Genomic DNA, 14,760 nt, shown 5'->3' with positions numbered 1-14,760 from the left:
TCAGTCCTCCTCCATGCAGGGCGCCGAGAAGATGTGCTGTTCCTCGGGCGACTCGCCGGGAACCTGCGCCGCCTTCGCCTCTTGGTAGGCCCTGGTTTGACGCAGCTTGAGCGCACGGACGAACAGCGCTTCGTGTGGGTCGCTTTCACGGATCAGCGCAGCGGGGATCTTGTCGACAGGCAGAAGCTGGGCTCCCGCCGGCAGACGCTCGCGCAGCCGCGCGGCATCGTCAGGTGCGTCAATCACCATGAGGCGCGCGCCGCTGTCGTGCACGATCTTGACGCCAAGGCGCTTGAGAAGTGTTCGGGTCGCCCTGCGGTCGGAAAGGCTTTCGACGCATAGAACATTCTGTGTCATGTCAGATCTCCAATCGTTTTTTGGAAAGACGTCTTGGTGCCGCCGGTCAGAGGCTCCGCAAATCGTGCCGAAAGCCGTGCTGGGCAAGCCGGGGGGGAGGGGGATGCCAGCCAACGGCCCCTACACGCTTGTCAGAACCCACGCGTTGCAGCGTTCGGACCGGCGGCACCTGCGGGCGCCGTTACCGGCAGACCCAAGTGCCGTTGCTTCTGATCCGGCACTTTCTCGCGGTAATGGCGGTTCCGTCGGGGAACGTGATCACCACCTTCTTCGGCTGGGATGCGTCGATCGCGAAGTTTTCCGGCGCCTCGTCGCCGGCTGCGTCCAAGCTGAAGACCCGCCCGTCCGGGATCTGAGTCTCTTTCGCCGGAGACGCCGCGCCGATGAAACCCGCGATCACCGCTAAGGACATGGCGACAAGCAAATGATGTTTCATGCGTTCAATCCTCAAGAATGAATAATGTGCCGCTAATTATCGCGACCGCAGGAAAGCGCATGTCCGTACTGCGAAACGTCAGAGAAACGTCATAGGAGCGGCGCGCTCCCGGCTGCAGACTTTGGAGAGCGTCCGAGCGGTGCTATCCTTTCTGCGCATAAAAACCCGCAATTTTCACGAAAGGAGTTTGGTCATGGATAACCCGCTGACGCTTTGGACGAACCGGGCTGCGGGCGTATTGGGCGCGCTTATCCGCGATTGGTCTCTCGATCCCGAGACGCGACCCGAGGGCCACCGCATGGAGGGCGACCGCACATGCGTCATCCCCATTGACGCCTTCCGCGCTGCGCTGACCGGGCTGACAGAAGGCCCCGACCCCGACCAGAACGACTACCACCTACGCGATGGAATCGACGACTTGGAGTTGGTCTTTCGCCGACCTGATCGGGTGGCCTTTCTGATGCCCGAAGTCGAGATCATGAAGGAACAGTCAACGATTGCCGCCGGCGACAAGATCCGTGTGCCCGCGCTTTATGCCGATGCAGGCAGAACCGGCAGCGCCCCGATCACACATGCTGTGAATGACCCCGGCCCGGCAACCTATGACGTCAGGTTGGGCGAAGACCCGCTTCAGACCTTCCTGGACCCCTATCTAGCATCTTATTGCTGCATGCAGTGCAAGTAGGCCTGCGCGGCCCCGGTCGCGCTGTCGCGCAAGAGATGCCGCGCCTGTCGTGACCGGATCGGAAACGAGCCGCCGAACCAGTCCAGAAGCCGTGCCGTCGTGGGGGCTCCTTGGCCTGCCCAGTGCTTCCGTGCCGCGCTCTCGAACCGGCTCCAGGCAGCGGCGGCAGCGTCGAGCCTTCCCTGTCGGAACTCTGCCGCCGCTTCCCAGGCCGGGATGTTAAGAATTCCGTCACCGGCATTGCCCGCCGCTGCGACGCAGCCCGCGTAGTCGCCGCCCAGAAATCGGATCGTCGCGTGATATCCCCAGACCGACGGTGCATGGGTCCATCGCTCCTCTAGCGCCCGGCAGGCAAGCGCGTCCGCCCGCACCTGATCGCCTCCGAACGCTGCGCCTAGGGCGCAGGAGATGACCGTCCACGGGTCGTTCGGATTGCAATCGTAGGCGTCGGCGAATGCGCTTTCGGCGCGGTCGAAGTCCCCAAGCAGCATACTCGCCCAGGCGCGGCAGAGCAGTGCCCGGCTGTCGCCTGGGTCAAGCGCGATGGCGCGGTTCGCCAGGTCGCGGCTCTCGGCCAGTCCGACGGGATCCGGCAGGCGTCCGGGATGGACAAGATGGCGGATGTTCTCGACCTGCGACAGGCTGCTGTAAGCGCCGGAGAAATCCGGATCGAGCGCGATCGCGCGCCGGAAAGCCTGCGTGGCCTCGTCCCACGATTTCGGTCGGAACTCGTCGAGCAGCGTCTGGCCGAGCAGCCAGTGGTCGAGTGTCCGTTCCGTCGGGCCGGACCGGCGAATGTCGGCGAGCCGCGCGCGCGACAGGTTAAGGCTGCATGCCGCCGCAACGCTGTCCGCAACCGATGCGATTCGTTCGGACCAGTGTTCGGCGATGTCTTTGCGGTCGTCGCTCCACAGAACGCGGCCGTCCCGGGTGCGCGTCAGCGTCAGTCGCAGGCGTGCCCGGCCAGCGACCCACGCGGCGGCGAGCTGCAGCCGATACGCACCGGTGACGTCGTCAACCAGCGCCGCGTCCAGCACGTCGAACTCGCGAAAGCGACACAGCCGGCCGATCAATTCCGCACGAAAGAGTTCGGCGAGTTGCCCCGCCTCGTCGTAGGCAGCCGGAGCGGCGACCGGCGGGATTACGAGCCGCACTGGGGCAGCCGGTGGCAGCTGCGCTGTCGCAGTCGGTGCAATCTTTCCGATCTTCACTGCGGCGATCAGATCCTGGGTCGTCTGGCTTGGCTCCATGCCATAGACGTCGTCAAGGTGATCCCAGAGATCGGAATAGACCTTCAGCGCCCGTCCGGTATCCCCCTCGTGCGCGTGGTGGCCGATCAGATGCCGAGCCGCGAATTCATCCGAAGGATCGAGGTTCAGAAGCGCACGCGCGGCTTTCTCATGCGCGTCACCTTCGCGCACGAGCGCCGTGAGACGCTCGCGCAGCCGGTTTTCCAGCGCCTGCCGACGTATCGCCAGCCAGCTCGCGTAAAGGCGGCCTGGCTCGGGTAGCGCTTCAAGAAGCGACGAAGGCGACGCATCGCCAAGAAATATCGTGTCGGGGACATCGCCCTCCGCGAGCTCTGCTTCCAGTGCCTCTATGTCGCTTCGGATGGAACCGGGCGCGAGTGCGACAACAGTGCGGCTCGCCGCGAGTCCGTCCCAGTCTGGCCCGAGATCAGAACGCAACGTGTATAGCGCCTGCCTCAACCGGGCGCGGGCCTGCTGCTCACCGGTATCCTCCCACAGCATCGCGGCCAGCCGCCCTCGGTTCTCCCTTCGCTCAGGGGACAGCGTCATTATGGCAAGGAGAAGCCGTCCCGCCTCGGAGGCCGGCGTGACGTCCCGGCCCCCAATCTTCGCCCGAAACTCCCCGAGCGTCGTAACATTGATATACATCTTGCGCCGATCGGTCATAGGTAGAGAGCCCAGCGTGCCCAAGGCCCTGGCGCCCCGGCCGGCACGTCCCAATGGCGGGCAACCGTGGCCTGAGTCACGAAAAGCCCGTTCCGTCTTGCGATCCTCCGTGTCTCGGCGATGTAGCCCTCTTCTCGCAATCGTTCGTAGAGTTCTTCCTTCTGGTCGGTCACATCGGGTGCAGGCATCCGCGGAACCATTTGAATCAGCGGCGCGCAGTCCGCGTGCAGCAGATTGTCCGCTCTCTCCAAGATCGCAGCCTCCCGCGCAGAGGGCGCGATTCCGTTCGCCTGGCGATAGCTGATCACTTGCAGGCCGAACTCCATCTGCAGCAGTTCTTTCAGTGCTCCACGTGCGGCCTCCGAGCCGGTCCGACGGGCGGCGAGCCCGATACAAATACCGCGTCCGTCGGCGGTCGAGGATACCGCCGCTACGATCCTTGCGCATCCCGTCAGCGGCAATTCCAGAATATCGGTTCGCCGTGTCTTGCGCCGCCGCCAACGGCGACGCAGGCCGGCCGCGGCGGCCACTGTGTCAGACGACGGGGCGGCGGAGGCGAGCCGTCCGTTCCACCACATGCACCCCGCCAGGCGCTCAAGCGCCTCGAGGAGCGCGCGCTCGCGCGCGAATGCTTGGGTCGGGCCTGCGGCAATCCCCATTCCTGAAACACGGCGCCCGGCAGTATCTGCCGGCTCCACGTTCGACCCGGAACACGCGAGCCGCTCGACCAGTTCCGATGCACAAAGCCTGAGTGCACCTGCTGGCGTCTCATCGATCCCGGTCGCGCTGATCGTCGCATCGCCGGATCGGACGACGTCGACGGCGTAGAACAGTCCGGATACGTCTGGAAGCGGTCCCGAAAGCACACCTTGTTCCACTCATGGTTGCGGGCCTTCGCCCCACAATACACCAATCTGCGGCCAGTCTCCGAGAGGTGAGTCGGGCGACGAAGTCGGGTAGACATTCTTCAGGGCTCGTCACGGAATGCAGCCAAGCCCCACCAGCGGCAAGCGACGTCCCCCTGCGCGAGTCCGCAGCAATGCGAAAAAGGACGATGAACGCGAAGGAAACCGTCAGTCGACGCGAACGTCGGGACCGCTCGCGACGTCCTGCGCCGAAAGGCCGGCGCGCTGAAGCGCGACATCGGCCAGCACTGCGATGAGGGCTGCCGAGACGAACGCAAGAAGCATGACCTTCATCGTCGCGCTCCCCGTATCCTGCTGCCTATCGTATCGAGTGTTCGCACGCGCCTCTCATTCCGCCGGCGACGCCGATGCATGTGCGTCGGCACCGGTGACTTCCTCGTACCAAAGGGAATGATGCTCCTTCGCCCACTGCACTTCGACCTCGCCCGTGCCCACGGCATCGAACGCTCCCTCCATCCCGATGGAGCCGAGATAGATATGCGCAATGATGATCGCCATGAAAATGAAGGCAACGATCCCGTGCCAGACCTGCGACAGCTGCATTTCCTGATGCGGCGTGAGCGCTGAAGGCAGTTCGCCCAGACCCATTATCTGCGGAAGGCCGAGCGCATTCAGGATGTCGAAGGTCTTCGCAAACATCGGCAGTTCGAACGGGAACAAAAGCGAGAGGCCCGAGATAGAGATCGATATGCCGAGAAGAACGACCGCCCAGAAGATGATCTTCTGACCCGCATTGAACTTGCGCGCCGGCGGATGGACACCCTTGGAGAACAACCCACCGCCCTTGGCGAGCCATTTCAGGTCGTGCTTGTTGGGGAAGTTGTGCGAGATCCAGACCACGATGGCAATCATTAAGCCCAGCATGAAAGCCCAGGCAATGTTGTTGTGGATCCACTTCCCCGCTGCGGCGATCGGCGCATACGCCTCCTTGCCAAGAAGCGGGATCAGCGCGAGACGCCCAAAGAGCAGGACGAGCCCGGTCAGCGCGAGGACGACGAACGACCCCGCCATGAGCCAGTGTCCGAACCGCTCCACCGCATTGAATCGCAGGATCTTTTCACCCGTCTTCTCGCCTTCGATGCGGATTTTCCCGCGGATCAGGTAGAAGAGCACCAGCACGATGACCATGCCGAGAAGCAGATAGCCGCCATAATGCGCCAGTGGCCCCTCGCGGAACTGAAGCCATCGCAAGCCGCCATCCTGAATGATGACTCCGGCTGCGGGAGAGCGGGACGAGGTCGTGACGTTGGCCGCACCGTAGCGCAGCGCGCGCCACAGTTCGGGGTCGGAGACACCGCCAAGCGTTCCGAGCGGGTCGATCGAGGCGGGCGCAGTTGCGGAATCGCCCACCGCGCCTCGGCGGAAACTGTCGTCGATCTTGAGGCCCTTCTGCCGCGCCAGAATGTCCTCGAGCGTCTGCGCGCCTCCAGTTGCGGCCCTGGTGTCGACCGCCTCCGAGTCGGGAACGGCCTGCGCCTGCGCGGGTGCCCCCGGCAGCGTGAGGACTGCGATCGCGGCTGCGGCCAGCATCATGCGAAGGGCAATCATGTTCGTCCCCGTCTCGTAAGCTTCGTCACAGAACCATCCCGTAGCGCCGCAGCGCTGCAGGTTGATGTCGACGCTCGCGTGCCATCGGTCCGTTTCAATGCGACTAGTTCGCCGCCTTCTGGTCGTAGGCAGTACCCCAGCCCCAGGCGCCGGATCCGAAGCCTCGGGCGACGACCCGCTCGCGGTAGATAGCCGAAACGACGTCGCCGTCGCCTGCGAGAAGCGCCTTTGTGGAGCACATCTCAGCGCAGATCGGCAGCTTACCTTCCGCGATCCGGTTGCGGCCGTACTTCGCGAACTCGGCGGCCGAGTGGGTTTCTTCCGGCCCACCGGCGCAGAAGGTGCACTTGTCCATCTTGCCGCGTGAGCCGAAATTGCCTGCCTGCGGATACTGCGGCGCACCGAACGGGCACGCGTAGAAGCAGTAGCCGCAGCCGATGCACAGATCCTTGGAATGCAGGACGATCCCGTCTTCGGTCTGGTAGAAGCAGTCGACCGGACAGACCGCCATGCAGGGCGCGTCGGAGCAGTGCATGCAGGCGACCGAGATCGACCGCTCGCCCGGCGTGCCGTCATTGATCGTCACAACGCGGCGCCGGTTAATGCCCCACGGCACTTCGTGCTCGTTCTTGCAGGCGGTGACGCAGGCGTTGCATTCGATGCAGCGTTCGGCGTCACAGAGGAATTTTGCTCTTGCCATATCTGTCACTCCTTCATGCTGCGGTGATCTTGCAGAGAGTGGCTTTCGTCTCCTGCATCTGGGTCACGGAGTCGTAGCCGTAGGTTTGCGCAGTGTTCGACGCCTCGCCCAGAACGTAGGGATCGGCTCCTTCGGGATACTTGCCGCGCAAGTCCTCGCCCTGGAAATGGCCGCCGAAATGGAAGGGCATGAAGGCCACGCCTTCCCCAACCCTTTCGGTGATCAGCGCCATCACCTTCACCTTGCCGCCCTCAGGGCCCTCGACCCAGACCTGCGTCCGGTCGCGAATGCCGATGTTGTTGGCATCGCGCGGATTTATCTCGACGAACATATCCTGCTGAAGCTCGGCGAGCCAGGGGTTCGACCGGCTTTCGTCGCCGCCGCCCTCGTACTCGACCAGACGTCCTGAGGTCAGGATGATCGGGTAGTCCTTCGAGAAGTCCTTTTCCTGGATCGAAGCATACATCGTCGGCAACCGGTAGAACTTGCGGTCCTCGTAGGTGGGATAGTCCGCCACGAGATCGCGCCGGTTCGTGTAGAGCGGCTCTCGATGCAGCGGCACCGGGTCGGGGAAAGTCCAGACCACGGCGCGAGCCTTCGCGTTGCCGAAGGGCGCGCATTCGTGCTTGATCGCGACGCGCTGGATGCCGCCCGACAGGTCGGTCTTCCAGTTGGCCTTCGGCCCGCCCGCCGCTTCGATCGCGGCACGCTCCTCGTCGGTCAGGTCGCCGTCCCAGCCGAGGTCCATCAGCATCTGCATCGTAAACTCTGGGTATCCGTCCTGAATCTCCGAGTCTTTCGAGTAGACGCCCTCGGCCAGAAGGTTCTGGCCGTCGCGCTCAACGCCGAACCGGGCGCGGAAGGTCAGGCCGCCCTGCGAGACCGGCAACGACATGTCGTAGAGGTTCGCCGTGCCGGGGTGCCCCATTTCGGCGGTGCCCCAACAGGGCCAAGGCAGACCGTAGAACTCGCCATCGGCCGGCCCGCCTACCGCGCGAAGCGTTGTCTTGTCGAACGTGTGCTGATTGGCCATGTGGAGCTTCAGCCGCTCGGGCGACTGGCCGGTATAGCCGATCGTCCACATGCCGCGATTGAACTCGCGGGTGATGTCCTCGATCACAGGCTCGCCGTCCTTGATCTCGATGTTGCGGAACAGCCGGTCGGCAAAGCCGAACTTGTCCGCGAACATGCGGATGATCGTGTGGTCCGGCAGCGACTCGAAAACGGGTTCCACCACCTTCTCGCGCCACTGGAGCGAGCGGTTGGAGGCGGTAACCGATCCCGACGTCTCGAACTGGGTCGAGGCCGGCAACAGATAGACGCCATCGGTCCGGTCGTGCAGCACCGCCGAGACCGTGGGATAGGGGTCGACCACGACAAGCGTGTCGAGCTTTTCCATCGCCGCCTTCATCTCGACCTGACGGGTCTGCGAGTTGGGCGCGTGGCCCCAAAGCACCATCACCCGGACATTGTCGTTCTGATCGATATTCGCCGGGTCTTCCAAAACGCCATCGATCCAACGCGACACCGGAATGCCGTTCTCGTTCATCAGGCTCCGTTCGTTGCCATCGGCATCCTTGGCGACGTTTCCGTCGGCATCCTTCAGAAACGCGAACTGGCCCTTAAGCCAATCGAGATCCTCGCCCCAGACCTTGGACCAGTGCGTCCAGGCACCGGCAGACAGTCCGTAGTAGCCGGGCAAATCGTGGCTCAGCACGCCAAGATCGGTGGCGCCCTGCACGTTGTCATGGCCACGGAAAATGTTCGTGCCGCCACCCGACGTCCCCATATTGCCGAGCGCGAGTTGCAGCACGCAATAGGCCCGCGTGTTGTTGTTGCCCGTCGTGTGCTGGGTGCCACCCATGCACCAGATAACGGTGCCCGGACGGTTGTTCGCCAGCGTGTAAGCCACACGGCGGAGCTGGCTTCCGGGCACACCGGTCACGCGCTCCGTCTCTTCGGGGGTCCACTTCTTCACCTCTTCGCGGATCTGGTCCATGCCCCAGACGCGCGTGCGGATGAATTCCTTGTCCTCCCAGCCGTTTTCGAAGAGATGCCAGAGAAGGCCCCAGATCAGCGCCACGTCAGAGCCGGGGCGCAGCCGCACATATTCGTCGGCATGGGCGGCCGTCCGCGTGAAGCGCGGATCCACGACGATAAGCGGCGCGTTGTTCTCTTCCTTGGCCTTCAGGATGTGCATCAGCGAGACGGGATGCGCCTCGGCAGGATTGCCGCCGATGAGGAAGATCGCCTTCGACTTGTGGATGTCGTTGTAGCTGTTTGTCATGGCGCCGTAGCCCCATGTGTTCGCAACGCCCGCAACCGTCGTCGAATGGCAGATCCGCGCCTGGTGATCGACGTTGTTCGTGCCCCAGTACGCCGCGAACTTGCGGAAGAGATAGGCGCCCTCGTTGGAATGCTTGGCAGAGCCCAGCCAATAGACGCTGTCGGCCCCGCTCTCTTCGCGCACAGCCAGCATCTTGTCGCCGATCTCGTTGATCGCGTCCTCCCAGCTGATCCGTTTCCACTCGCCGCCTTCCTTTTTCATCGGGTATTTCAGCCGGCGTTCGCCATGCGCATGCTCACGAACCGAGGCGCCCTTGGCGCAGTGCGCACCAAGGTTGAAGGCGCTGTCCCAGCCGGGCTCTTGGCCGATCCAGACGCCGTTGTCGACTTCGGCAATGACCGTGCAACCGACCGAGCAGTGCGTGCAGACCGATTTCGCCGTCGTGACCGCGCCGGCAACCGTTTCCTGCGCCTCGGCGCGTCGCACCGTTGCCCCGGTCGCGCCGATTGCGGCGAGACCGCCGATGGCGAGCCCCGATCCGCGCAGAAAGGCGCGCCGATCGACCCTTGCGTCGCTCACGGCCGAAAGGATCGGAGCGCGCTGCGCCTGACCGGAGACTCCGCTTGTCTTTTTCCTGAGCATTCTATTCTCCCTTGCTTGCCCGGCCTCTGCCGGCTGCTGGGTTGATCTTCAGGGTCCGCGCCGCCGGTGCGGCGGCCCCGTGGCCTCAGAACCTGGCGCTCTTGTAGTAGGCGCGGGTGTGGGCGGTATCTTGAAGGCCCTCTGCCTTCGTCAGTTCCGTTGCTTCTACCTCGGTTCCCGACAGGGCCGTGGCGGCTGCCGCGGCCGGAGCCGTGGTGGCGGCGAGTTTCAGGAAATCACGCCGGCTCGCTTTCTTCGCGTCGTCGGTCTTACCCATCTGCGCTTCCTCCCTTTTTTTCGTTGCGGCGGATGTTCCCGCCAATTGCGTCGCAGGCCCCCGCCTGCCTTCATCCCATCGTCATGCCGCGCTCAAGCGGAATGCTTCGCGTTCGATCCCCATGAACAGCCGGCCAATCGCGCCGACCGGCGCATAGAAGAGTGACCCCTTCGCGCCTTCGAGATCGGCGAAGAAGTGGCCGGCCCACGGCGCCATGTGCCGGTTGAAGAACTCACGTTGCCGCGCGAGTGGAACCGGTGACCCGAAGCGGCCCTCGATCAATCCGGCCATCATCTCCATGAGGCTCGCGATGTTGTCTTCGGGCTCATGGACATTAGGCGCGCGGCGAATCTGCAGCGCCACCATATCGCGCCTGAGAAGGGCGAGCGGCTTTTCGTGCAGGAACCCTGTCAGATAATAGCTGGCATAGGGCAGAAGCTCGCCCCTTCCGAGGCCGATGAAGAGCGCAGTGAACTCCCTCTCCACCGAAGCGGGCGCCGCCGCCCGTGCGAGTTTCGACAGCGTTGTCACCGCGTGTCCAAGATCGGTATCGTCGCCCGTTAAATCCGCACAGCGTGCCAGCAAGGCGCGATCCGGCGGACCTGACAGAAGTGCCGAGAGAAAACCGTAGAGATCGGCACGCTGCCGGTCCTCTTCGATGATGCTCAGCGTTTGGGCGGTGACGTCGGTCATTCCTTCTCCCTTGGTGCGCTCATGTGACAAAGGTGAAACGCATGTGGCGTCGGGGCAGCGCGGCGGCCACCGGGTCGTCGACTTCTGACTGAGTGGGTTCGGACGCGACTTCGACTTCTGGCGGATCGGTGCGTGCGCATGTAGGCGCTCCGGCGGCATCGAATTCCGCGGCTTCTTCTTCGTTGGCAGGCGTGGCTTCCACCAATTCTGCTGCGCGGCGGATCATGCCGCGCCCGACCTCGTAGGCCGTGGCCATGCCCGGCGACACGGTCGCGGCATCGCTGAAATCCTCGCCGTGATCCACCAGCCCGTCGAGATTGGCGAGCACCGGGTTCGAGCGCCAAAGTCGCCTGAGCGCACGGCGGCGGATATGCTCCGGAACGGCGGCCTGCAGGAACGCCTTGAAGTCGTCGCCCTGTTCAAGGGCATCAGGATCAGGCAGGCCTAGCTCCTCAAGCATGTCCGCCTCCGATTTTCCGTCGCGCGCGGATCTGAGGGCTTCTTGCTCCGCGGCGGCCGCGGCCGAGAGGCGCGCCGCCTCCGCAGCCTCGGCTTCGGCGCGGACAGCCGCGCGGCGGCGGGACCAGAAATCGGCGGTGTCAGAAAACCGCGCCATCATGCCCCTCCCCGCGCCACGCTCGGAGCACGGTAGACGTCGGAGGATTGCCGGATGCGCGGATCGCCGCGCCCCTCTTCGACCAAATCGACACGCAGCGCGTCGCGCTTGCGCTTCACGAACGGCTCTTCGACATGATGCGCGTCGACAAAGTCGCGAATCCAGGCAATCAGGCCATCAGGCATCGGCACCAACTCCACCAGCCCGTCGCCGCTGTCCAGGTAGTCCTGCCCCTCGTAGGTGGACGCGGTGACGACCGCAGGAATCCAGGGAACCTCGGCCGCCGGATCGGGATTGTCGCGCAGCACGACGACGAGGCCCGGTGTCTTCGCGCCCAGCGTGACCTTGTAGCTCTCGGTGTCCGACGACCAGAGATCGAGTGCCAGCGTCGCGGCGTGGTATTCGACCGCCCCACCTTCGCGGCGCAACTCGCGCCAGTGCGCCGGAGCCGCCCCGGGAAGAACTGCGGCGACCCTCCACGCCCATTTCGCCCAGCGAGTCACCCCGGGAGTCCTGCGGACAACAATTCCTACGGGCATCGTGGCGCGGACAAGCGTCATCGGGCTGTGCGTTCCTCCCCGGGCGCCGGTTGCCGGAGCGCGTGATCGCATCCAAGTCCGGCGCGTATGTGCAAACGGTCTTGCGACACGTCTTCAAGGAACATTCTTATGCGTTCCGCCTCACCGGCCAAGTCAAATTTGCATTATTCGTCTATATTTGTACGCGAATGAGTGCCCAATCTGGGTTGGGAAGGGCAACTCCGGGGGTTGATCCACCTCGGATCGAAGACGGACGCCGGACAAAGCGGCACGGATCGCGGCAAGCCGATTCCGCCGAATCATCGTCCGATCCGGCCGATTGGGGCTTTACCGAACCGCCGCTTTCGTGCCTAGCATCGGGGTGCTCATGGCCGATCGGCGCCGCGTCGACGGCCAAAGTAGCGGGAGAAGCATGCCCAAGCGCCTTATCCTCTGCGACTGCCTGGGCAGTCAAAATATCGATGCCGCAACGCTCTCGAAGGCGACCGGCCTCAAATGCTCGCGCGTCCACACAGCGCTTTGCATGACAGAGCTTGGCGCCGCGGCCGAGGCCATAAAACGGGGTGAGGCGGTCTTCGCATGTGCGCAGGAAGCCGAGCGGTTCGCTGCGGTTGCCGCCGAACTGAACCAACCCGCGCCCGACTGCGTCGATATTCGCGACCGGGCCGGCTGGTCCGACGACCCGGAATGCGCGCCAAAAATGGCCGCGCTGATAGCCGATGCCCTGCTGCCTCACTCGCCCACTAAGACCATCGACGTGGTGTCGGAGGGGCTCTGCCTGATCATTGGACGCGGCGACGCAGCGCTTCCGGCGGCTGAACGGCTGGCCGACGTCCTCGCGGTGACGGTGCTTCTGACCGACGGCGCGGATATGCCGGTTTCGCGTGCGTTCGAGGTGATACGCGGTCAATTGCGCGGCACGACAGGCACGCTGGGCAACTTCGCTCTGCGGCTGGATGGACTGCAGCAGATGCAGCCTGGCGGGCGCGGAGCCTTCACCTTCGGTGCGCCACGTGACGGTGCGGAGACGCAATGCGACGTGATCCTCGATCTATCGGGCGGCGCGCCGCTCTTCCCCTCGCCCGAGAAGCGCGATGGCTATCTGCGCGCCGACCCCGGCGATCCGAACGCCGTCGCGGCGGCGGTCTTTGAGGCGGCGCAGCATGTCGGCACGTTCGAGAAACCGCTCCACGTCGCGCTCGACGCCGGCCTCTGCGCGCATTCCCGCGCGGGCCAGACGGGCTGCACCCGCTGTCTCGACATCTGCCCGACCGGCGCGATCCGGCCGGACGGCGACCACGTCGCGATCGACCCGATGATCTGTGCCGGCTGCGGGGCGTGTTCGGCGCTGTGCCCTTCCGGCGCGGTGCAGTACGACGCCCCGCCCGTCGCCGAGGTGCTTCGGCGCATCCGGGTGCTGAGCGATACGTTCCTCGCCGCAGGCGGCTGCGATCCGCGGCTTCTGGTTCATGATGCGCCGCACGGTCGCGACATGATCGCCCTCGCCGCGCGGTTCGGACGGGGATTGCCGGCCGATGTAATCCCGATGGAAGTCGCCGCACTCGGCGCCTTCGGTCACGCGGAGATGCTCGCGGCCCTCGCGCTCGGCTTCACGGGCGTCGACATTCTGCTTGCCCCGAAAACCGAGATCGAGCCGATCGAGCGGGAACGGAAACTGGCCAATGCGATGGGCGGTGATAGTCGTCTCCGGCTTCTCGACCTGACCGACCCCGACGCCCTGTCGGACACGCTCTACGGCGACCACCCGGGCGCGCTCGGGATCGAGCCAATCCTGCCGCTCGGTAACCGCCGTCAGGTCGCGCGGCTTGCCGCGAAGGCGCTGAAGCCGGATGCCGCCGAACCAGTCCCGCTGCCGGACGGCGCACCCTACGGCGCGGTTCTAGTCGATACCGACCTCTGCACGCTCTGCTTGTCCTGCGCGTCACTTTGCCCGTCAGGTGCGATCCTCGACAATCCCGACAAGCCGCAGCTTCGGTTTCAGGAGGACGCCTGCCTGCAATGCGGCATCTGCGCCACCGTCTGCCCTGAGGATGCGATCACGCTTCAGCCCCGTTTCGACCCGACTGATGCCGCGCTCGCGCAGAAGGTGCTGCATGAGGAGGAACCTTTCTGCTGCATCGAATGCGGCAATCCGTTTGGCGTGAAGTCCACTGTCGAGAAGATCATGGAGAAACTCGCCGGAAAGCATGCGATGTTTGCCGATACGAACGCCGGTCGCCTGATTCAAATGTGTGACGACTGCCGCATCAGGGCGCAGTATCACGCCAGCGGCAATCCTTTGGCCGGTGGCGAACGGCCACGCGTCCGGACTACGGACGATTACCTCAGCAAGCGCCGGGACCACTGATGCCCGGTTCAACGGCTGATGATCTCGGCGCCAAGGTCCGCCGGCGCCATCCGGGCAACATAGGCACCGAGGGCATCAACCTCTGCCGGCGTGATTTCGACCGGTACGATCGGCGGCGGACGCGCCGGATCGAATGGTGGACTGACTCCGGTGACCAGGAGGAAGGCGGGATGGGGGTTGAGCGTGAAGAAGGCCGCGAAGCGCGCGTCCCAGTCCGGCAGAGACCTGAGCGCCGCGAAGGAGGGCGTGGAGCCGATATTCATCGCCGTCCCTTCTGGCGAGACACGGTGACAGCGCGCGCAATGCGTCTCGGCCACCTTGCGGCCAAGCTTGGCATCGCCTTCGAGTACGATATCGACCACCGCTTCGGTTTTAGGCGGCGGCGCGAAGCTGGGCCCGTCCTCCGGGACGAAGGCCGCGACCGTGTTCTGCCCGATCTCAGAACTCAGCCAGTCGGCGAAGCGTTCCGCCGCGGGATTGCCGGTGTCGAGGATAAGCGCATAGACCGCTTCACCACGAGCGATCACGTGCATTCCCGAGCCACTCTCGGAAACGAGTCGCGCGTCCGCGCCATCCTCCACCATCACGGCGCGACGCCCGGTCTTCAGGGCGAAGCGTGGCAGGATGTAGTCCATCAATCCCGACGCGGCGACTTCGGGAGCGACCTCAAGCGTGAATTCGAGCTGCTCGTCGGCCTTGGCCGGCAGCGCGAGAAGCGCGATGATGATGACCAATGCAACCCAGACCGGCATGGCGCCGCCCTCCCTTCG

Annotated in this window: 15 protein-coding genes; 2 read left to right on the top strand and 13 right to left on the bottom strand. The window is 64.6% G+C overall.

Annotated elements, in window-relative coordinates; translation table 11 throughout:
- Entirely contained in the window at positions 1 to 357 is a 357-nt protein-coding gene (locus DEA8626_RS15300; RefSeq protein WP_108854120.1) for a hypothetical protein, read from the bottom strand.
- Between the two features lie 181 nt (positions 358 to 538).
- The gene (locus tag DEA8626_RS15295; RefSeq protein ID WP_108854119.1) at positions 539 to 793 is read right to left on the bottom strand and encodes a hypothetical protein; all 255 of its coding nucleotides are present in this window, start codon (positions 791 to 793) and stop codon (positions 539 to 541) included.
- A 193-nt stretch (positions 794 to 986) separates the two neighbouring features.
- Here DEA8626_RS15295 and DEA8626_RS15290 point away from each other — a divergent pair, with 193 nt between their 5' ends.
- A complete protein-coding gene (locus DEA8626_RS15290; RefSeq protein ID WP_108854118.1) occupies positions 987 to 1,478 on the top strand; it encodes a hypothetical protein in 492 nt (163 codons plus the stop codon).
- Here the strand turns inward: DEA8626_RS15290 and DEA8626_RS15285 are convergent.
- From DEA8626_RS15285 to DEA8626_RS15245, 10 genes are all read right to left on the bottom strand, one after another.
- A complete protein-coding gene (locus tag DEA8626_RS15285) occupies positions 1,454 to 3,394 on the bottom strand; it encodes an AfsR/SARP family transcriptional regulator (RefSeq protein ID WP_108854117.1) in 1,941 nt (646 codons plus the stop codon). The genes DEA8626_RS15290 and DEA8626_RS15285 overlap by 25 nt on opposite strands.
- A complete protein-coding gene (locus DEA8626_RS15280) occupies positions 3,391 to 4,260 on the bottom strand; it encodes a YcaO-like family protein (protein WP_108854116.1) in 870 nt (289 codons plus the stop codon). The genes DEA8626_RS15285 and DEA8626_RS15280 overlap by 4 nt, the downstream gene beginning before the upstream one ends.
- 207 nt (positions 4,261 to 4,467) lie before the next feature.
- Entirely contained in the window at positions 4,468 to 4,593 is a 126-nt protein-coding gene (locus tag DEA8626_RS21615; RefSeq protein WP_281261501.1) for a hypothetical protein, read from the bottom strand.
- Positions 4,594 to 4,647: 54 nt separating this feature from the next.
- Positions 4,648 to 5,868, bottom strand: a complete 1,221-nt coding sequence (locus DEA8626_RS15275; RefSeq protein ID WP_245890889.1) for a formate dehydrogenase subunit gamma — start codon at positions 5,866 to 5,868, stop codon at positions 4,648 to 4,650.
- A 103-nt stretch (positions 5,869 to 5,971) separates the two neighbouring features.
- Positions 5,972 to 6,568, bottom strand: coding sequence for a formate dehydrogenase FDH3 subunit beta (fdh3B, locus tag DEA8626_RS15270; protein WP_108854115.1), 597 nt, complete (start codon positions 6,566 to 6,568; stop codon positions 5,972 to 5,974).
- 13 nt (positions 6,569 to 6,581) lie between these two features.
- Positions 6,582 to 9,497 carry a formate dehydrogenase subunit alpha gene (locus tag DEA8626_RS15265; protein ID WP_108854114.1) on the bottom strand — a complete coding sequence of 972 codons (2,916 nt, stop codon included), beginning with the start codon at positions 9,495 to 9,497 and terminating at the stop codon, positions 6,582 to 6,584.
- Between the two features lie 85 nt (positions 9,498 to 9,582).
- A complete protein-coding gene (locus DEA8626_RS15260; protein WP_108854113.1) occupies positions 9,583 to 9,774 on the bottom strand; it encodes a twin-arginine translocation signal domain-containing protein in 192 nt (63 codons plus the stop codon).
- A gap of 81 nt (positions 9,775 to 9,855) precedes the next feature.
- Positions 9,856 to 10,467, bottom strand: coding sequence for a TorD/DmsD family molecular chaperone (locus tag DEA8626_RS15255; protein WP_108854112.1), 612 nt, complete (start codon positions 10,465 to 10,467; stop codon positions 9,856 to 9,858).
- 19 nt (positions 10,468 to 10,486) lie between these two features.
- On the bottom strand, positions 10,487 to 11,083 hold the full coding sequence (locus DEA8626_RS15250; RefSeq protein WP_108854111.1) for a DUF3306 domain-containing protein: 597 nt from the start codon (positions 11,081 to 11,083) through the stop codon (positions 10,487 to 10,489).
- Positions 11,083 to 11,622: a DUF3305 domain-containing protein gene (locus tag DEA8626_RS15245; RefSeq protein ID WP_108854638.1), complete on the bottom strand. Its 540-nt coding sequence runs from the start codon at positions 11,620 to 11,622 to the stop codon at positions 11,083 to 11,085. Before DEA8626_RS15245 ends, DEA8626_RS15250 begins: the two co-directional genes overlap by 1 nt.
- A gap of 412 nt (positions 11,623 to 12,034) precedes the next feature.
- Here DEA8626_RS15245 and DEA8626_RS15240 point away from each other — a divergent pair, with 412 nt between their 5' ends.
- Complete coding sequence (locus DEA8626_RS15240) at positions 12,035 to 13,990, top strand: 4Fe-4S binding protein (protein ID WP_108854110.1); 1,956 nt, start codon at positions 12,035 to 12,037, stop codon at positions 13,988 to 13,990.
- Between the two features lie 8 nt (positions 13,991 to 13,998).
- Here the strand turns inward: DEA8626_RS15240 and DEA8626_RS15235 are convergent, their stop codons facing one another.
- A complete protein-coding gene (locus DEA8626_RS15235; protein WP_108854109.1) occupies positions 13,999 to 14,742 on the bottom strand; it encodes a c-type cytochrome in 744 nt (247 codons plus the stop codon).
- Positions 14,743 to 14,760: the final 18 nt, after the last annotated feature.

Origin of the sequence: Defluviimonas aquaemixtae, assembly GCF_900302475.1 — a bacterium.
In the GTDB taxonomy this organism is placed as follows: Bacteria; Pseudomonadota; Alphaproteobacteria; order Rhodobacterales; family Rhodobacteraceae; genus Albidovulum; species Albidovulum aquaemixtae.
Note: the sequence above shows the minus strand (reverse complement) of the source record. Positions and strands in the feature narration are given on the sequence as shown.